Origin of the sequence: Streptomyces sp. NPDC048295, from assembly GCF_040652135.1 — a bacterium.
Taxonomy (GTDB): domain Bacteria; phylum Actinomycetota; class Actinomycetes; order Streptomycetales; family Streptomycetaceae; genus Streptomyces.
Genome location: NZ_JBEZLL010000008.1, coordinates 266,092 through 285,116 on the forward strand (window position 1 = coordinate 266,092; position 19,025 = coordinate 285,116).

Here is a 19,025-nt window from a genome sequence, read left to right on the forward strand (position 1 = left end):
GCGCTCGCCTGCGCGGTTCTCGCCGCGGTGACGCCGGGCACGGCCCTCCCGGCGGCAGCGGCTCCTGCCGAGCGGCCCGCGGTGGCGGTCGAGCGCGCCGGTGGCCGGTTGCCGTGCCTGGACCCGCAGGTCCTGCAACGGGCGCTCTCGAGTGCGCCTGACCGGGTCACAGGAGTGCTTGCGCGGGTGAGTGGCCCGGACGGTCACTGGATCGGCACGTACGGGACTGCCGACATCGCGACCGGGGCGCCGGTTCCGGCCGACGGCAGGTTCCGCCTCGGCAGTGTCACCAAGACCTTCATCGCCACCGTGGTGCTGCAGCTCGCCTCCGAAGACCGCGTCGACCTCGATCAGCCCGTCCAGCGGTACCTGCCGAACGTACTGCCCGACAGCTACCCGCCGATCCCGGTCCGGACCCTGCTCAACTTCACCAGCAGCCTTCCCGAACTGACACCGGACGACATCCCCACCACCCCGGACGGCATCGTCGGGCACCGCTTCGACGACCACCCGCTCGCGGAGCTGATCGCCAAGGCCGTTCAGCACGAGCGACCGTTCGCCGTGCCCGGCTCCATGCAGGCGTACGGAGCCACCGGCTACTACGTCGCCGGACTGCTCATCGAGAGCCTCACGGGACACACCTACCAGCAGGAGATCACCAACCGGATCCTGCGGCCGCTGCACCTTCGCGACACCACCGCCCCGGAGACCGACCCCACGATCCCGGGCCCTCACTCCCACGGCTACATCGCCGTGCCCCGGCCGGACGGCGGGACGCAACTGGTCGACATCACCGAACAGAACCCGGGCGCCGGGGGCATGATCTCCACCACGGCCGACCTCGACCGCTTCCTGACCGCGCTCTTCCGAGGACGGCTCCTGCCACCGGCCGGGCAGGCGGAACTCTTCACCGTCCCCCATGTCCCCTACCTCGACGGCAACGCCCACGACCCGGGTCACGGCCGCGCCTACTACAGCGCCGGACTGATGCGCGCGACCCTGCCCGACGGAGTGACCGTATGGGGCAAGACCGGCAGCACCTTCGGCTACACCGACGGCATGTTCACGACCCGTGACCTGCGTCGCCGCCTGGTGTACTCCTTCAACCCCACCAACGGCGGAGGAAATGATCTCGCCCTGGTCGACCGGATCCTCTCCGCGGCCTTCGCCCCATGAGAGGAAGCACAGCGCGGCCGAGTACCTTGCGCCGAAGGGGGGTTCAAGCGCAGGCGTCCTCGACGGCTGCTCGTCGCACTGCACGCAGGGTCGAGCGGAGACTGTCCAGATCGGTCGAGCCCAGAGCGAGGCGGATCGCTTGCGGTGTGTGCAGCGAGGTGGTGAACGGCTCGGCCGTGGACACCGCGATGTGCTGACGTGCGAGGGTGGCGGTCAGGCGGTCGGCGCGTGCGTCGTCGGGCAGCGGCAGCCATGTGAAGTAGGACGAGGGGTGGCCGATGAGGGGCAGGCCGGCCAGCTCTTGTCCGGCGAGTGCTTGGCGGGTCCTGGCGTCGTCCCGTTTCAGCGCTTCCAGGCGGTCCACCGTGCCGTCCTCGATCCAGCGGCAGACGATGGCCGTGGTGAGGGCCGGGGTGTTCCAGGTGGTCGCCCGAATCGCGCGTTCGAGCGAGGGCACCGCAGAGGGCGGGGCAACGACGAAACCGACCCGGAGACCGGTGGCGACGCTCTTGGACAGTCCCGAGACGTGGACGGTGATGTCCGGCGCGATTGCCGCCAGGGGCGGTGGCGGGTCCTCCACCAGGTAGGCGTAGGAGGCGTCTTCGATGAGGAGCGGACCGTACTGCCGGGCGATCCCGACGAGGCGGGTCCGGTCAGGTTCCGGCATGACCCAGCCCAGAGGGTTGTGCAAGGTGGGCATGGTGTAGATCGCGCGCACCGGGCGCGTCGCACACAGTTCTTCGAGGGCATCGAGATCCGGCCCGTCGGCGGTTACGGGTATGGGCGCCAGGTCGAGACGAAAGGCATGCGCGAGCACCTTGAAACCCGGGTAGGTGAGTGCGTCGACCGCGACGACGTCGCCGACGTTGAGCGCGGCCATGACAGTGATGGCCAGGCCCTGCTGCGCACCGTTGGTGATGAGGATCCGGTCCGCGTCCGTGGTGATTCCCCGGCGCCTCAGGTGCCGCGCGATCGAGGCTCTGTCCTGGGGGCGCCCTCGATGTGGCTGGTAGCGCAGCAGCGAGTCGAGATCGCCGGAGGTGGCCACCTCTCGCAGTGCCTGCCGGAGGAGATCGGCCTGCCCGGGCAGCGACGGACAGTTGAAGCTGAGGTCGACCGCATCCGTGGCGACGGCCTGCTGATCGATGCCGTGACCGGCGGGCACCGCGATGTCACGCACGAACGTACCGCGGCCCTGTTCCCGGCTCACCAGACCCATCGTTTCCAGCTCGGCGTACACCCGGGTCGCGGTCACCACGGCGATGCCCTCACGAGCGGCGAGCCCGCGGTGTGTCGGCAGCCGCACGCCCGCGGCGAGCCGCCCGGTCCGGATGTCGCATGCGAACGCGTCGACCAGCTTTTTGTACCGCGAAGCTGCCATGCACCGGATTGTATGCATGACAATTTCTCGACTGTCCTGGTCGTGGGCCCTTACGGTCAGGACCCACCTACCGGGAAGGACAGCCGCCGTGCACATCGCCATCCTCACCTTCGAGGGCTACAACGAGCTCGACTCCCTGATCGCTCTCGGTGTGCTCAACCGCATCAGGGCCGACGACTGGCGCGTCACCATTGCCACCCCGAGTCCCAGGGTGACGTCGATGAACGGGGTGGTCATCGAGCAGATGTCCACTCTTGAGGAGGCGTGCACCGCTGACGCCGTCATCGTCGGCAGTGGCAGGGCCACCCGCGAGGTCGTCGAGGACCCGGCGATCATGAGCGTCCTGCGCCGCCTGGACCCCTCGCGCCAGCTCATCGCGGCACAGTGCTCCGGCGCGCTGGTGCTGGCCAGGCTCGGCCTGCTCAACGGCGTTCCCGCTTGCACCGACCTGATCACCAGGCCCTGGGTCGTCGCCGCCGGCGTCGAGGTGCTCAACCAGCCCTTCTACGCCGAGGACAACATTGCGACCGCCGGCGGCTGCCTGGCCTCGCACTACCTCGCCGCCTGGGTCATCGCCCGACTCAAGGGCAACGACGCCGCCGAAAGCGCGCTGCACTACGTCGCCCCGGTCGGCGAGAAGGAGGAATACGTCGAGCGCGCCTGGCGCAACATCACCCCCTACCTGCCCGCTGCCGCACCGGCGCTCGCCTGAACGACGAGTCGCAGGCAGTGACCGGCCGGGAAGCCGCCCCCGGCAGCCGGGCCGGTCGCTCCCGGCCCGGACCCCTCGGGCGTCATCACCTTCGAGGTGCTTCAGGCCGACGGCTGCGTGGTGGGACGGCGAGGCCGGCCGAGAACAGCGGCTGTACCGACCGGGGCAAGGAAGTGCTCGGCCCCGCAGCCCCTCAACCGCCCCCCTGCGCCCCCACCAGCACATCCCCCGCCTCCGTGCGGAAGTACAGGACCGAGCGGCCGGCCCGGCGGCGGCCCGCCAGGCCCGCGTCCAGGAGGATCTTGAGGTGGCGGCCCACCAAGCCGAGGGTGCACCGGCCACAATTGGCCGATTGGCGATTTGCTGATTGCACAAGCGATGTTGACGTTGATAGAGAAGAGCCCACGGATGATTGCTTCCGATTGCTGAAAGCCTCTGACGGCAAGGGCAACCGGTGCAAGGGGGGGTACTTCATGGTGGCGTGGGACATCAGACCGCAGGGTGTGCAGGGGCAGTTGAGGGTGGTCGGCGGGCATGCCGGTGATCTGGAGAAGGCCCTGACGGCGTTGATGGCGACGGTGTCGGAGGCTGCTCAGGCGGCGGGCACGGCGGTACCGGGCCCACAGGCGGTCACGCACCTTCAGGGTCCGGTGGCTCCGGGTCAGGCGCCGTTGTCCCGCCAGGCGATGGGTCCGGTGGCGGCGGCGCTGGGTGAGTATCTGGGCGTGCGCAAGAAGGACCTGGAGGCGGCGGCGGAGCGGATTCAGGCGTCCGTGCTGGGTGCGGTCGAGGCCACCAACGCGTACTGCGAGGGTGATCTGGAGACGGCCAGGCATGCGCAGAACGCGGCGAAGGCCGTACGTCTGGACGTCCTCAAGGGCATGCAGGGGCACCGGTGAGTGACGCCGAGCCGGTCGACCCGGTGGGGATACCGGTGTTCACCGGTGATCTGGCGCTGCTCGACACGAAGGTGACGGCGCTGTCGGGCCACGGGGCCGCGATCGCGACGGCTGCCGGGGATGTGCACAGCAGCTTCGGCGGGCTGAGCGCCTTCTACAAGGCTCCCGAGGCGGAGCAGTTGTTCGCGACGACCGCCCCGGTCGCGTCGACCGGACTCACGCTGAGTTCGGACCTGTGCGTCATCGCCGGCGCACTGGGCACCTACTCGGACGACGCGTTCCCGCTGGTGGAGAAGCTCAAGGAGCTGAAGCGGGACGCCGTCGCCTTCCGGGTCAAGGTCGACAGCGACGACAAGTGGCGCGAGGACGGCGACCTGGTCGAGGAGAACAACCGGCGCCGTGGCGAGATAGCCGAGGTCTGGACCGCCTTCCAGGAGGTGGAACGGGCCTGTCACGCCAAGATCGTCGCCCTGGTCGGCGGCAAGGCCCTCACGATCGATGACGGCTCCGGCAAGAAGGGCACCTACGGGTACGACACCGAGGCCCTCAAGCAGGCGAAGAGCCTGCCCTGGGGAGAGGCGGTCGAGGAGTCGACTCCCTGGTGGCAGGTGTGGGAGCACGCCTACGACTTCGGCAAGGGCTTCCTCGTCGACGGGGTCTGGGGCACGATCAAGGGCCTGGGCACCCTGGCCGGTTTCGAGGGCGGCGACGCCGCGAAGGAGGCCTGGACCGGCCTGGCCAAACTCGCCACCGGGCTCTCCCCCGCCGCGATGCTCGTCCTGCACGCCCTGCCCGGCGACCACTCGGCCTGGATACGCGACTCCCAGACTGCGGTGAAGGAGACCGGCAAGGCCCTGATCGCCTGGGATCAGTGGGGCAGCAACCCCTCCCGCGCCGCCGGCGCCGTCACCTTCAACGTCCTGACCACCGTCTTCACTGGCGGCTCCGGCGGCGCAGCCGCAGGCGCGGGCAAAGCCGGACTGGCCGCCAAGGCCCTCTCCCTCACCAGCAAGACCGCCCGCGCCGTGGACCCCATGACGTACGTCTTCAAGGGCGCAGGCGTCGGGCTGAGGAGGATCGGCGACGTGATGGCCGGCCTCAAGGGTCTGGGCCGCGTCGAGTTCCCGCCCCTCCCCGATCACGTCATCACTCTTCCCGAAGGCACCGTCAAACTCCCCGACGGCACCCTCCACCTCCCCGAGGGCGCCACCGTCCCCGAAGGCGCCACCGCCCTCCCCGAGGGCACCGTCAAGCTCCCCGACGGAGCCGTGGCACTCCCCGAGGGCACCGTCAGATCCCCCTTCGACGAGGGCGCTCCGTACCTGGACCGCGACGGCAACCTCTACAACGAGGACGGCTCCCTCGCCCAACGCGCCGACCAGGCCCACCAACAACCCCGTGCGCAGACCCCCGAACCCGTACGCGAACCCGCCCTGACCGGCGCAGGCGCCCGCACCGGCGACGACGCCACCCGCATCGGCAACGACCTGGGCGATCTCGGCCGGCCCGGAAGCGACGCATCGGGCGGGAGCGCGGGCAACCGCCTGCCGGACAGCGGCCTCAACCACGCACCTGGCGGCGGCGTCGGCGACCACACCCTCAGCAACCATCTGGACAGCAGCACCCCCAGCGGCGGGTCAGGCGGAAACGGCCCCGCCCACCACCCCGGGCCACCAGGCGCGGGCCCCACCTCCGGCCTCGACCTCCCCACCGGCTCCGCCCACCCCGGCCCCCCTGGCACCGGCGGCCACAGCGGCGCCCCGCACATCGGCGACAGTGCGATTCCGCCGCAACGCCAGCCCGTGCCGCGCCCCAGTTTCATGCACGACGGCGCCAACCCCTACGGTCCTCGCGATTCACTCACCCGGGAGCAGATCGAGGAGATCCAGGTCCACCGCGCCAACGAAGAGCCGGGTTACTTCGAGCGCTACTACAGGAAAGACGGAACACGCATCAGGGTGGAGCGGCACGACGCGAGCGGGTTCGCTCCGCCTCAGCTCACCCGTCTGCTGGAGAGCGACCCGTGGATCCGCGCCAAGGACGTCCCCGCTCCCCCCACCCCTCACTACCTGGACGACGGATACGTTTCCGTCAAAGCGGAAACCGTCAAAAGCAAGCTCAGGCTGAGAATTCTGGAAGAGGCCACGAAGAAGCGACACTTCGCCATCCGGTGGGACAACCTGGTAACAGATTGGAAGGCAGAAGCCGCCAGGACCCACGAGGCTCAGGGAACATTCGAATCAGGCGGGCTCCTGGGAGAAGCGAAAGGCACATACAAAGAATCCCACACCCAGATGGGACATGCCACCGAGGAATTCGGGGAGAAGGTGGCCGAGTACCATTACATGGCCGAGCAGCATCCGGGGTTCCAGAAAGAGGAACTTCTCGGCCCGAGGAACGGGAACGATCAGTTCGATCAAATATGGACACATGAGGACGGTCGCGTCGTCGTCATCGAGGCGAAGAGCAGCACGACAACAGAACTCGGGAGAAGGACCCTATCCAACGGTAAGCAAGTTTCCCAGGGAAGCAGAGAATATTTCTCAGAAATCCTCAAAATCATGGAAAAGCGAGGCGAAACAAAGCTCGTCGACGCCATAGAAAAGGTCTTGGGGACAGAAAAACTCGAATATGTCGTAGTCAAGGGGGAAAAGAACTCAGGGACGTACAATGGCTACAGGTACAGGCGATTCGATATAAGCAAGGGAACCATTTCGTGACCGAATCCTTCATCCGCCACGCCTTGCCCAGCGGTCCCGAAGCCGAAGGCTTCGCGCAGCAGCTGAGTGAGCGAGTATCCAGGCGAATCGGCAGGACCGAAGAGTCTGCGGACATGATCGACTTCACATTCAGTACGGCTGTCATGGCCCTGAATGCTCATTGCGTCGCCGACCCACGAGCAGCGAATGTCGAGACGTGGGAGGCCGCGGTCAACGCGATGCAGCTCGGCTCGGCACTCTTCGCCGTGACAGGGACGAGCGAAGGAACAATCGAGTGCCGCATCGATCGTAAGCTACGAACTCTCCCGGCTGCCGGCCCACTGTCGGCCGCTGACGCGGGCAACTGGCTGACGGCGTTCTGGCTCGCCGTCATCTGCCGTGAGCAGCAGCGGATGACGCAGTTGTGCGAGATCCCGCTGGAGCGGCTGCGCGCTCCGGAGGGGGCGTACGACGAGTACATCTACCACTGGGTCGACGCACTCCAGACCTACTGGCTGCGACGCCCCGGGCTGGTGGAAAAGCTCACCGCCGCGATCCAGATGTCGGATCCCTCAGTCGCACGGATCACTCCGCTCGACCTTCTCCAGGGGCAGCTCTATCCGCCGATCAATCTCTTCTACCACTTCGTCACCAGGGATACCGAAGGCTTCAGCCCCGCACTCGTCGAAGCCCTGAAACTGCACCAGACGTACTGGACCCTGAACGACGAACGGGCCGCCGACATCGACGGCAGCATCGCGCTCGGGCCCCTGGCCATCGCGTGCCTCGCGTACGACGGGGAACTCCCCATCGATGTCGAGTCCGAGTACCTGCCCAAGCATCTCCTCGAGCACACCTGGCTCGGCGAATTCCCCACCTGAGCCCGGCCTGATCCCGACGGAACGCGCTGACGACGGCCCTCTTCCCGCGCGATGCGGCCCGCCTCCGCGTGGTTGCGGGCCGCCAGTTCCCGAATGGCCGCGGAGAGGTGAAGCGCGGCGGCGATCTCCGCGTCGTTGGAGCCGTCCGCCGCCGCGCGCGGAGCATCGCGTTCGCGGTCGGCGAGGGGACCGCTCCGCCGACGAGCGCCGCTGCTGCTTCGAAGGGGTGAGCGGGCGGGCCCCTCAACCACCCCCCTGCGCCCCCACCAGCACGTCCCCCGCCTCCGTGCGGAAGTACAGCACCGACCGGCCGGCCCGGCGGCGGCACGCCAGGCCCGCGTCCAGGAGGATCTTGAGGTGGCGGCCCACCGAGCCGAGGGCCTGGCCGGTCAGGGCCACCAGTTGGGTGGTGCTCTTCGGGCTGGAGAGGAGGACCAGGACCGACGCCCGCGCGGGACCCAGCAGGCGGGACAGGCTGTCCGGGACCCGGGCCCGGTGCGCGTCGGCCAGGGCGCCGGAGCAGGGGTAGACGAGCGCGTAACGCTCGGCCGCGTCGTCCCAGGAGGCCCAGCCCGAGCGCTGGGTGACCGGGACGAACAGCAGCCGTACGCCGGAGAGTTGCTTCGGGGGATAGTCGTGCCTGTTGATCTGGAGCCGGCTCCCGCCCAGCCACCGCATCCCCGGGCACAGACCGCCCAGGGCGGCCGCCCAGCCGCCCTGGCTCAGCTGACCGGTCCGCGCGACGATGTCCGCCTCGATGATCCGGCGGCGGCGCGGCCAGTCGGGCAGCACGGTGTGCAGCCAGACCCAGTGCAGGACGTCGGCGGCCCGCCGGGCCAGGTCGTCCCGGTCCAGGAGGTCCGGGAGGGGGCCGCCGCCGAGCGCGACCGTCAGGTCCGCCCGGGCGCGCTCGGGGGTGGTCGCCCGGACGGGGGCCAGCTCCTCCTCGAAGGACGGGGCGCCCTCGCCCGTCGGCGTGGGGGTGAGGAAGTCCGCGCTCCAGCTGCCGCCGAGCCCCGCCGGTACCAGCAGGGCCGCGACCGGGTCGGCTGCCTTCAGGGCCCGGTAGGCGGGCAGATGGGCGTCGAGCCAGGCCCGTTCGCCGGAGTGCTCGGGCCGGCCCCGCTCCAGGGAGTTCAGGGCGGAGACGGTCTCGGCGAGGGGTGAGACGACGAACCGGCTCCCCGCGAGCGTGTCCGTGTCGATCTGCCACATACCCATGACGTTTCGCCTCCGCGCGAAACTGTAACGGCCGTCCCGGACCGCCGCCGAGACTCCCCGCATGCGCACCTACCGGGAACTCTTCCGTACGCCGCAGTTCGGACCGTTCTTCGCGACCAGCGCCGTCCAGGTCGCCGCGTCAACGACGAGCGGGCTGGCCCTCGGCACCCTCGTCTACGCCGCGACCGACTCGCCGCTGCTCGCCGCCCTGTCCATGTTCGGCTCCTCGCTCGCCCAGATGATCGGGGCGACCCTGCTGATGTCGGCGGCGGACCGGCTGCCGCCCCGGGCCGCGACGACCGGTCTGGCGCTCGCCTTCGGACTGGCCACCGCCGTCCTCGCCGTGCCCGGCCTGCCGTTGCCGGTGGTCTTCGCGATCATCCTGGCCCAGGGGGTGGTCGCGGCCGTGGGCGGCGGGGTGCGGTACGGACTGCTCAACGAGGTGCTGCCCAAGGACGGCTACCTGCTGGGGCGTTCCGTACTGAACATGTGCTCCGGCCTGATGCAGATCGGCGGGTTCGCGCTCGGCGGGCTGCTGGTGGCGACACTCTCCGCGCGCGGCACGCTGCTGGTCGCCGCCGCGCTGTATCTGGCGGGTGCGGCCGTCGCCCGGTTCGGGCTGGCTCGCAGGGCGCCGCGCGCCTCCGGACGGCCGTCGGCCGCCGAGACCTGGCGGGTCAACGCCCTGCTGTGGTCCTCGGGCCCGCGCCGCCGGGTCTATCTCGCGCTCTGGGTGCCGAACGGGCTGATCGTCGGCTGCGAGTCGCTCTTCGTCCCGTACGCCCCTGAGCAGGCCGGGCTCCTCTTCGCCTTCGCCGCGCTGGGGATGCTCATCGGGGACACCGTGGCGGGCCGGCTGTTCGCGCGGCAGTGGCGGGGACGGCTGGCCACTCCCCTGCAACTGCTCCTGGCCGCCCCGTATCTGCTCTTCGTCACGCGCCCGGCGCTTCCCCTGGCGCTCGCGCTGGCGGTGCTCGCCTCGGTCGGGTTCTCGGCGAGCCTGCTGTTCCAGGAGCGGCTGATGGCCCTGGTCCCGGACGAGTTCACCGGCCAGGCGCTCGGCCTGCACTCCTCCGGAATGCTCACCATGCAGGGCGTCGCGGCAGCGCTGGCCGGCACCGTCGCCCAGTGGACCTCGCCCGCGACGGCGATGACCGTGATGGCGGCGGCCTCGATCACGGTCACCCTGGCCCTGACCGCGGCCGGGCGCCGGGCCGCGGGAGCGGTGGATAACCTTGCGCCCCACGGGACTTCGGAACATGGGACTGCGGAACATGGGACTTCGAAGGCTTCGAAAGCGGTGGACGTCTCGGGTACTGCTGATCGACGGGCATGACCGACTGCTGCTGTTGTGCGGCAGGGACCCGGTACGGGACGGTGCCCGCTGGTGGTTCACCGTCGGCGGCGGGGTCGAGGACGGCGAGGACTACGTGCGGGCCGCGATGCGTGAGGTCCGGGAGGAGACCGCGCTGAGCCTGCCGGCCGACCGGATCGGGCCGGTGGTGTGGACCCGGCAGACGTTGTTCGGCGTGGACGGCCAGGGCTTCGACCAGTACGAGGAGTACCGCGTGGCCCGCGTCACCGCCGCCGAGGTGGCGGCGGTGCGGGTGGAGACCGACGAGGCCCGGTACGGCCATCGATGGTGGACGGTGGACGAGCTGGCGGCCACCCGGGAGACGGTCCGGCCGCAGGGCATGGACGGGCTCCTGCCGCCCCTGCTCGGGCGACCGGAACCCGGTCCGCGGCCTCCACTGCACCTGGGGGATTTCGACGAGGCCGAGGACGGGAACGGTGCGGGCCCGGACCGCCGCCCGGACCCGCACCGTGTCCGGCAGGTCAGTCGAAGATCGGGCCCTGGGTCCGGGTCCGCTTGATCTCGTAGAAGCCGGGGATCGACGCCACCAGCAGCGTGCCGTCCCAGAGCTTCGCCGCCTCCTCGCCCTTCGGGGCGGGGGTGACGACCGGGCCGAAGAAGGCGATCTGCTCGCCGTCCGCGCCGGGGACCGCGATGACCGGGGTGCCGACTTCCTGGCCGACCTTGTCGATGCCCTCCTTGTGGGAGGCGCGCAGCTCCGCGTCGTACACGTCCGAGTCCGCGAAGTCCGCCAGATCGACGGGCAGGCCGACGTCCTGGAGCGCGCCCACGACCGCCTCGCGGGTGGCTCCCTCGCCCTGGTTGTGGAAGCGGGTGCCGAGCGCGGTGTACAGCGGGCCGACGACCTCGTCGCCGTGCTTCTGCTGGGCGGCGATGACCACACGGACCGGGCCCCAGCCCGTCTCCAGCAGCTCGCGGTACTGCTCCGGCAGCTCGTCGATCCGGTCCTCGTTGAGGACCGACAGGCTCATCACGTGCCAGCGGACCTCGACGTCGCGGACCTTCTCCACCTCCAGCATCCAGCGGGAGGTCATCCAGGCCCAGGGGCAGAGCGGGTCGAACCAGAAATCGACAGGGGTCCTGCCGGTCGCCGTGCTGTTCTCGGGCATCGTCTCTCCTCATAAGGGCGATCGCATCTGTGCGATGAACGTCGCCGGAGGCGCCCGCCATTCCCGAGTTCCGGGCCGAGCAGCAGCATGGGAGGATCAAATCCATTCGAACGTGACACAAAGGAGTGTGCCCGTGCCCGGTGAGAACCTGTCCCGTGACGAGGCCCGCGTGAGGGCCGAGCTGCTGACCGTCGACGGTTACGAGGTCGAGCTCGATCTGCGTTCCGCCATCGGCGGGCCCGACGGGGACGGGGACGCCGCATCCGGTCCGCGCACCTTCCGCTCGGTGACCACGATCCGCTTCCGCAACGCGCGGGCCGGGGCGTCGACCTTCGCGGACCTGGTGGCACCGGCGGTGGACGCGGTGACGCTGAACGGGCAGCCGCTCGACCCCGCCGTGGTCTTCGACGGCACCCGGGTGGCGCTGGACGGACTGCCCGAGGGCGAGAACGTCCTGGTGGTCGACGCGCAGTGCGCGTACAGCCGGACCGGCGAGGGCATGCACCGCTTCGTCGACCCGGAGGACGGCGAGGTCTACCTCTACACGCAGTACGAGCCGGCCGACGCGCGGCGCGTCTTCACCAACTTCGAGCAGCCCGACCTGAAGGCTCCCTTCCGCTTCCAGGTGACGGCGCCGGAGGGCTGGACGGTGTGGAGCAACGGCGCGGAGGAGTCCCGGGAGGGCGAGGTCCGGCGGTTCGCCGAGACGAAGCCGATCTCCACGTACATCACGGCGGTCGTCGCCGGTCCGTACCACTACGTGACGGACTCCTACAGCCGTACGTTCGAGGACGGCACGACGCTGGAGATCCCGCTCGGCGCGATGTGCCGCAAGGGGCTGGCCCGGCACTTCGACGCGGACGACGTCTTCCTGATCACCAAGCAGGGCCTGGACTTCTTCCACGACAACTTCGACTACCCGTACCCGTTCGGGAAGTACGACCAGGCGTTCGTGCCGGAGTACAACCTCGGTGCGATGGAGAACCCGGGCTGTGTCACGTTCCGCGAGGAGTACATCTTCCGCGGCAAGGTGACGCAGGCCGCGTACGAGAGCCGGGCCAACGTCATCCTGCACGAGATGGCGCACATGTGGTTCGGCGACCTCGTCACCATGCAGTGGTGGGACGACCTGTGGCTGAAGGAGTCCTTCGCCGACTTCATGGGCGCGTTCTCCATGGTGGAGTCGACCCGTTTCGAGAACGGCTGGATCACCTTCGCCAACAACCGCAAGTCCTGGGCGTACCGCGCCGACCAGCTGCCGTCCACGCACCCGGTCACGGCCGACATCCGTGACCTGGAGGACGCCAAGCTGAACTTCGACGGCATCACGTACGCCAAGGGCGCCTCGGTCCTGAAGCAGCTGGTGGCGTACGTGGGGCGGGAGGCGTTCCTGGAGGGCGCCCGGCGCTACTTCAAGAAGCACGCCTACGGCAACACCCAGCTGGGCGACCTGCTGTCGGTGCTGGCCGAGACGTCCGGGCGGGACATGACCGCCTGGTCGCGGTCGTGGCTGCAGACCGCGGGCGTCAACTCGCTGACCCCGGTCGTGACGTACGACGCGGCGGACCGGATCACGGAGCTGGCGGTCCTCCAGGAGGCGGCCGAGTCCCACCCGGAGCTGCGGCCGCACCGGGTCGCGGTCGGCCTGTACCGGCGCACCCCCGACGGCGACCTGGTGCGCTACGCGCGCGCCGAGGTCGACGTGGCCGGACCGCGCACGGTGGTCGGGGAGCTGGCGGGGGCCGAGCGGCCCGAGCTGATCCTGGTCAACGACGACGACCTCACGTACTGCAAGGTCCGCTTCGACGAGGTGTCGCTGGCCACGCTGCGGGAGCACCTGGGCGACATCACGGACCCCCTCGCCCGGGCGCTGTGCTGGTCGGCGCTGTGGAACCTGACCCGGGACGGGCTGATGCCCGCCCGTGACTTCGTCTCCCTCGTGCTGGCCTTCTCGGGCCGGGAGTCCGACATCGGTGTGCTCCAGATGCTGCACGCCTGGACCCGGACCGCGCTGGTGCAGTACGCGGCGCCCGGATGGCGCGAGGAGGGCGGCCGGGCGCTGTCCGAGGGTGCGCTGCGGGAGCTGCGGGTCGCGGAGCCGGGCAGCGAGCACCAGCTGGCGTGGGCGCGGTTCTTCGCGTCGGTCGCCGACTCCGACACGGACTTCCAGCTGCTGACAGGGCTGCTGGACGGCTCGGCCCGGATCGACGGGCTCGACGTCGACCAGGAGCTGCGGTGGGCGTTCCTCTCCCCGCTGGCCTCGCACGGGGTGGCCGACGAGTCGGCGATCGACGCCGAACTGGCCCGCGACGACACGGCGTCCGGCAAGCGGCACCAGGTGCGGTGCCTGGCCTCGCGGCCCTCCGAGGCGGTCAAGGCGCAGGCCTGGGCGGCCGTCGTGGAGTCGGACGCGCTGTCCAACGCGCTGGTCGAGGCGACGATCGCGGGCTTCGCCCAGTCGTCGCAGCGGGAGCTGCTGGCGCCTTACACCAGCACGTACTTCGACGCGATCGAGCGGGTCTGGGCCGAGCGGTCGATCCAGATCGGGGTGATCGTGGTCAAGGGCCTGTTCCCGGCGCTCCAGGACGACCCGTCGACGCTGGCCGCGACGGACGCGTGGCTGGCCGCCCACGAGGACGCGGCGCCGGCGCTGCGCAGGCTGGTGCTGGAGGCCCGGGACGACCTGGCGCGGGCCTTGCGGGCGCAGGCGTGCGACACGGGCGCGGCACGGGCCGCGGCGGGGATCTGACGGATGCGGGGCGGGGCGGGGCCGGTACGTCCGGCCCCGCCCCGCCCCGGCTCGCCCGGGCCCGGTTCTTCCGGCCCCGGGTCGCCCGGCTTCCGGCTCGTCCGGTTCTCGGAGAAGCCGGGCCTTTTCGGTCGTCGAACATGCGTACTTTAGGACGACGTTGTCCTGAATTGTCGACGAGCGTGTAACAGGGGTTAGCGCCGCCGTGGCATGCGGGATACCCCGGAACATGAGCCAGAACACGCCACTCTCCCCCTGCCACCCCCGCACCGACGGCGATGTCCGCCAACGTGTGCTGTCCGCGACGCAGTTGAGGGCGCGGGGGGTGTCCGCCGCACAGGCCGCCGCGCGCTGCCGGACCGGCGGGCCGTGGCAGCGTCCGCTGCCCGGCGTGTACGTCCTGCACCCGGAGCCGCCCACCGGCGAGGAGCGGCTGGTCTCCGCGCTGCTGTACGCCGGCCGGACACCGGCCCCCGGCCGCCGGGACGTACCGGCGCAGCCCGGAGCGGGGACGGACCCGGGGACCGGGTACGGCGAGGCGATGATCACCGGTCTCGCCGCACTCGCCCTGCACGGCTTCGCCGCCGCGCCGCCGCTCTCCCCGGCGGCCGGGATCGACGTGCTGGTGCCGCGCACCCGGCGGCTGCGTTCGGTCGGGTACGTGCGCGTGGTGCGCTCCCCCGCTTCGCCCCGCGCCGAGTTGGTGGACGGCCTGCCCGTGGCCCCGGTGGAGCGGGCGCTCGCGGACGCGATCGCCGGGCTAGAGGATCCTTTGGCCGTGCGCGGGCTGCTCATCGAGGCGGTGCGCGGCGGGCACTGCGAACCAGCTGCGGTGGTAAGGGAGTTGAGCCGCGCCGAGCTGCTCGGCCGGCCCCAGGTGGTGCAGGCCGTGGACTCGTTCCTCGCCGAGGGCCGGGCACTGGCGGAGGGCCGGCTGTACGAGGTGGTGCGGGCGTACGGCCTGCCGGAGCCGCTGTGGAACGTGGAGCTGAGACTGCCGGGCGGCCCCTGCCTCGGCGGCGTGGACGCCTACTGGCCCGAGCATGCGGTCGCGGTGGAGCTGGACACCCGGGCGCCGTGGTCGGGGCACGCGGCGGAGCGGGAGCATCTGGAGCGGCTCGGCGTCACCGTCGTACGCCTCTCCCCGAGGCGGCTCCGCGACACGGGCGAGCAGCAGGCGGTCGTGGTGCGTACGGCGCTGATGGCGGCGGCCGACCGCGAACCGGCCGCGTATGTGATGATCCTGCCCCGCTGAGCACGCGAGGATCGGCGGAGCGGGTCACGGGCGTCACTTATCTGTCGCTTCGTCCCTGATGGCACATCAGCACCAGTGGCGGGATTCTGCCATGTCCACATCTAGCCCCCTTCAACTCTCCACAAACCCCTGTCATTTACGAAAGGGTGAGCGGTCATCCGGTACCGAATTCCGGACTCTCTCTTTCATATCCAGGGATGCTGATGACCTCCGAATCCCCCAGTTCCATACCCGGGGCGAGACGCGTGGCCCGAGTCGCGGCCGCCGCCGGTCTGGTGGCCGCACTGGCCGCCACCGGTGTCGCCCCCGTCTTCGCCGCCGACACGCCCGACACCGCTCCCGTCAAGTCGGCCGCCGAGGGCGCCACGGCGAACAAGCTCGGCACCCATGACGAGCAGCTGCTGGCCAAGGCGAAGGCCAAGGGCCAGAAGAACATCACGATGATGGTCGCCACCGCTCCCGGTGCGACCGAGCAGGTCACCAAGCAGTTGGACGCCGTCAAGGGCTCCGTGCTGGGACGTGCCTACGACAAGCTCGGCTACGTGCGGGCCACCGTGCCCACCGCGACCGCCGATGCCACCATCAGGGCGGCGTCCAAGCTGTCGTCCGTCCAGGGCATCGATCTCAAGCAGGAGATCAAGCTGGACGACCCGACGCCCGCGGGCGACCGCGCCACCGGGTCCGGGGTGAAGGCGAAGGCCACCGGCTCGTACCCGGCGCCCGGCAAGAAGACCCCGGCGAAGAACCCGTACAACCCGTCCTTCGAGACGGGCGCGGTCGACTTCGTCCAGCAGCACCCGAAGGCCGACGGCCGCGGGGTGACCATCGGTGTCCTCGACTCGGGTGTCGACCTCGGCCACCCGGCGCTGCAGAAGACCACCACCGGTGCCCGCAAGATCGTCGACTGGGTGACCGCGACCGACCCGGTCAGCGACGGCGACGGCACGTGGCTGCGGATGACGGACGCCGTGTCCGGTCCGACGTTCACGTACAAGGACCGTACGTACAAGGCGCCCGCGGGCGACTACCGGATCAAGCTGTTCGCCGAGGCCGCCACCAGGGGCGGCGACATGAAGGGCGACCTGAACCGGGACGGCGACACCACCGATGTGTGGGCCGTGCTCTACGACCCGGTCACCGGCACCACCCGTGTCGACCTGAACGACAACGCGGACTTCTCCGACGACGCCGTGCTCAAGCCGTACAAGGAGAAGCACCAGGTCTCCTACTTCGGCAAGGACGACCCGCGGACCGATGTCGCCGAGCGGATCCCGTTCGTCGTCGAGACCCGCAAGAACGTCGTCTACAACGCCGCCGGCGCCACCTCCGACTACGTCAACATCGGCGTCATCGAGAGCGAGCACGGCACCCACGTCGCGGGCATCACCGCCGCGAACGGCCTGTTCGGCGGCAAGATGAACGGTGCCGCGCCGGGCGCGCAGATCGTCTCCTCGCGCGCCTGCACCTGGGACGGCGGCTGCACCAACATCGCGCTCACCGAGGGCATGATCGACCTCGTCGTGAACCGCGGTGTCGATGTCGTCAACATGTCGATCGGCGGCCTGCCGCCGCTCAACGACGGCAACAACGCCCGCGCCGCGCTCTACAAGCGACTCATCGACATGTACGGCGTCCAGCTGGTCATCTCGGCCGGCAACGACGGCCCGGGTGTCAACACCATCGGTGACCCCGGCCTCGCCGACCACGTCATCTCCGTCGGCGCGTCGATCTCCAAGGAGACCTGGGCCGCCAACTACGGCTCCAACGTCACCAAGAAGTACGACATGCTGCCCTTCTCCTCGCGCGGTCCGCGTGAGGACGGCGGCTTCGCCCCGATCCTGACGGCCCCGGGCGCGGCCATCAACACCACCCAGACCTGGCTGCCCGGCGGCCCGGTCAAGGAGTCGGGCTACGAGCTGCCGGCCGGCTACTCCATGCTGCAGGGCACCTCGATGGCCTCGCCGCAGGCCGCGGGCGCGACCGCGCTGCTGCTGTCCGCCGCGAAGCAGAAGCACATCGAGCTGCCCCCGGCCGATCTGCGCACCGCGCTGACCAGCACCGCCACCCACATCAAGGACGTGCCCGCGCACGCCCAGGGCTCCGGTCTGATCGACATCGTCGGCGCCTGGAAGCAGATCGAGAAGCAGGGTGCCCCGGCGCACGAGTACTCGGTGAAGGCCCCGGTCGACACCGCGATCGACTTCGCGCTGAAGACCCCCGGCTTCGGCACCGGCCTGTACGACCGCGAGGGCGGCCTGAAGGCCGGCCAGACGAAGACGTACGACGTCACGATCACCCGCACCACGGGCCCGGACAAGGCCGTCAAGCACAAGCTGTCGTGGAAGAACAACGACGGCACCTTCAAGCTGGTCGGTCCGGCCACCGTCGCCCTGCCGCTGGACAAGCCCGTGACCGTCAAGGTCCAGGCGAAGCCGGGCAGCGCGGGCGTGCACAGCGCGATCCTGAAGGTGGACGACAGCAAGACCGTCGGTGTGGACCAGCAGATCCTCACCACGGTGGTCGTCTCCACGAAGCTCGTGAAGCCCGCCTACGCGTTCAAGGCCTCCGGCTCGGTGCAGCGCAACAGCAGCACGTCGTACTTCCTGACGGTTCCGGAGGGCGCCAAGACCCTTGAGGTCGCGATGAGCGCGCTGCGTTCGGGCAGCCAGACCCGCTTCATCTCGATCCACCCGTACGGGGTGCAGATGGAGGACAGCTCCACGATCTTCTGCTACCCGAACTACGAGAACCCGGCCAACACCTGCCGCCCCGACGTGCGCTCCTACAAGGACCCGCAGCCGGGCGTCTGGGAGATCGAGGTCGAGGCACGGCGTACCTCGCCGCTGCTGGACAACCCGTACAAGCTGGATGTCTCACTGCTCGGTGCCACCTTCGACCCGGCGGTGCAGACCATCGCCGAGGCGAAGATCGGTACGCCGGCCGCGGTGAACTGGAAGGTCACCAACAACGCGGGTGACCTGGCGGGCACGCTCAAGGGCGGCTCGCTGGGCTCGGCCAAGGTCGCGAAGCCGTCGATCAAGACGGGCGACCAGCAGGAGTACACGGTCACCATCGGTGAGGGCGTCGAGAAGCTGGACGTCGCCATCGGCGGCACGGCGGACGCCAACGCCGACCTGGACCTGTACGTCTACCGGGGCGACACCGAGGTCGGAAAGTCCACCACGGCGGGCTCCGAGGAGTCCGTCAGCCTGGTGAAGCCCGCCGCCGGTACGTACACCGTCCTGATCGACGGCTACGACGTCCCGGCCGGGACCACCACGTACGACTACCGCGACGTGTACTACGCGCCGTCGCTCGGCACGATCAAGGTCGACGAGTCGAAGGCCCTGAACCTGGCCAACGGCGCCTCCGCCCAGATCGCCGCCGAGGTCGTGGCCGCCGGGGCGGCTCCCGAGGGCCGGCAGTTCTTCGGCGAGGTCCACCTGGTGAACAGCCGCGGCACCGCCGCGGGCACCGGCAGCGTCGTGATCGAGAAGGTCACGCCGTAACGGTCACCGTGTGATCCGTACGACAGGTACGGCAGTGGGGCGGGCGCTCGATGGAGCTC

General features: G+C 70.1%; 13 protein-coding genes and 2 pseudogenes. 10 read left to right on the plus strand and 5 right to left on the minus strand.

Features of this window, described 5'->3' with window-relative positions:
- Window positions 1–81 precede the first annotated feature (81 nt).
- A complete protein-coding gene (locus AB0D53_RS15010; protein ID WP_362445669.1) occupies window positions 82–1,176 on the plus strand; it encodes a serine hydrolase domain-containing protein in 1,095 nt (364 codons plus the stop codon).
- 43 nt (window positions 1,177–1,219) lie between these two features.
- Here the strand turns inward: AB0D53_RS15010 and AB0D53_RS15015 are convergent, their stop codons facing one another.
- Window positions 1,220–2,557 carry a PLP-dependent aminotransferase family protein gene (locus tag AB0D53_RS15015; RefSeq protein ID WP_362445399.1) on the minus strand — a complete coding sequence of 446 codons (1,338 nt, stop codon included), beginning with the start codon at window positions 2,555–2,557 and terminating at the stop codon, window positions 1,220–1,222.
- Between the two features lie 88 nt (window positions 2,558–2,645).
- Here AB0D53_RS15015 and AB0D53_RS15020 point away from each other — a divergent pair, with 88 nt between their 5' ends.
- A complete protein-coding gene (locus AB0D53_RS15020; protein ID WP_362445402.1) occupies window positions 2,646–3,269 on the plus strand; it encodes a DJ-1/PfpI family protein in 624 nt (207 codons plus the stop codon).
- A gap of 193 nt (window positions 3,270–3,462) precedes the next feature.
- On the opposite strand, the pseudogene AB0D53_RS15025 reads toward AB0D53_RS15020, so the two are convergent.
- Window positions 3,463–3,609: pseudogene (locus tag AB0D53_RS15025) on the minus strand (transcriptional regulator); the annotation flags it as partial.
- A 133-nt stretch (window positions 3,610–3,742) separates the two neighbouring features.
- Here AB0D53_RS15025 and AB0D53_RS15030 point away from each other — a divergent pair.
- Genes AB0D53_RS15030 through AB0D53_RS15040 form a run of 3 tightly spaced genes read left to right on the plus strand, consistent with a single transcriptional unit; the run spans window position 3,743 to window position 7,748 of the window.
- Complete coding sequence (locus tag AB0D53_RS15030) at window positions 3,743–4,168, plus strand: DUF6507 family protein (protein WP_329820989.1); 426 nt, start codon at window positions 3,743–3,745, stop codon at window positions 4,166–4,168.
- A complete protein-coding gene (locus AB0D53_RS15035; RefSeq protein ID WP_362445406.1) occupies window positions 4,165–6,888 on the plus strand; it encodes a hypothetical protein in 2,724 nt (907 codons plus the stop codon). The genes AB0D53_RS15030 and AB0D53_RS15035 overlap by 4 nt, the downstream gene beginning before the upstream one ends.
- Window positions 6,885–7,748: an immunity 49 family protein gene (locus tag AB0D53_RS15040; protein ID WP_362445409.1), complete on the plus strand. Its 864-nt coding sequence runs from the start codon at window positions 6,885–6,887 to the stop codon at window positions 7,746–7,748. Before AB0D53_RS15035 ends, AB0D53_RS15040 begins: the two co-directional genes overlap by 4 nt.
- Window positions 7,749–7,783: 35 nt before the next feature.
- Here the strand turns inward: AB0D53_RS15040 and AB0D53_RS15045 are convergent.
- Window positions 7,784–7,942, minus strand: a pseudogene (locus AB0D53_RS15045) (DNA-binding response regulator); the annotation flags it as partial.
- A gap of 49 nt (window positions 7,943–7,991) precedes the next feature.
- Window positions 7,992–8,969 carry a winged helix-turn-helix domain-containing protein gene (locus tag AB0D53_RS15050; protein ID WP_362445412.1) on the minus strand — a complete coding sequence of 326 codons (978 nt, stop codon included), beginning with the start codon at window positions 8,967–8,969 and terminating at the stop codon, window positions 7,992–7,994.
- Window positions 8,970–9,030: 61 nt separating this feature from the next.
- On the opposite strand from AB0D53_RS15050, the gene AB0D53_RS15055 reads away from it, so the two are divergent.
- Together AB0D53_RS15055 and AB0D53_RS15060 are read left to right on the plus strand one after the other, a co-directional pair.
- On the plus strand, window positions 9,031–10,305 hold the full coding sequence (locus AB0D53_RS15055; protein WP_362445415.1) for an MFS transporter: 1,275 nt from the start codon (window positions 9,031–9,033) through the stop codon (window positions 10,303–10,305).
- Between the two features lie 13 nt (window positions 10,306–10,318).
- A complete protein-coding gene (locus tag AB0D53_RS15060; protein WP_362445418.1) occupies window positions 10,319–10,843 on the plus strand; it encodes an NUDIX domain-containing protein in 525 nt (174 codons plus the stop codon).
- On the opposite strand, the gene AB0D53_RS15065 is transcribed toward AB0D53_RS15060, so the two are convergent.
- Window positions 10,806–11,453 carry a disulfide bond formation protein DsbA gene (locus AB0D53_RS15065; protein ID WP_329820984.1) on the minus strand — a complete coding sequence of 216 codons (648 nt, stop codon included), beginning with the start codon at window positions 11,451–11,453 and terminating at the stop codon, window positions 10,806–10,808. The genes AB0D53_RS15060 and AB0D53_RS15065 overlap by 38 nt on opposite strands.
- Window positions 11,454–11,586: 133 nt before the next feature.
- Between AB0D53_RS15065 and pepN the strand changes: the two genes are divergently transcribed.
- The 3 genes from pepN (at window position 11,587) to AB0D53_RS15080 (ending at window position 18,966) form a co-directional block, all read left to right on the plus strand.
- A complete protein-coding gene (gene pepN, locus AB0D53_RS15070) occupies window positions 11,587–14,202 on the plus strand; it encodes an aminopeptidase N (RefSeq protein WP_362445421.1) in 2,616 nt (871 codons plus the stop codon).
- A gap of 229 nt (window positions 14,203–14,431) precedes the next feature.
- Entirely contained in the window at window positions 14,432–15,457 is a 1,026-nt protein-coding gene (locus tag AB0D53_RS15075; protein WP_362445424.1) for a hypothetical protein, read from the plus strand.
- 197 nt (window positions 15,458–15,654) lie between these two features.
- The gene (locus AB0D53_RS15080) at window positions 15,655–18,966 is read left to right on the plus strand and encodes a S8 family serine peptidase (protein WP_362445427.1); all 3,312 of its coding nucleotides are present in this window, start codon (window positions 15,655–15,657) and stop codon (window positions 18,964–18,966) included.
- Window positions 18,967–19,025 lie beyond the last annotated feature (59 nt).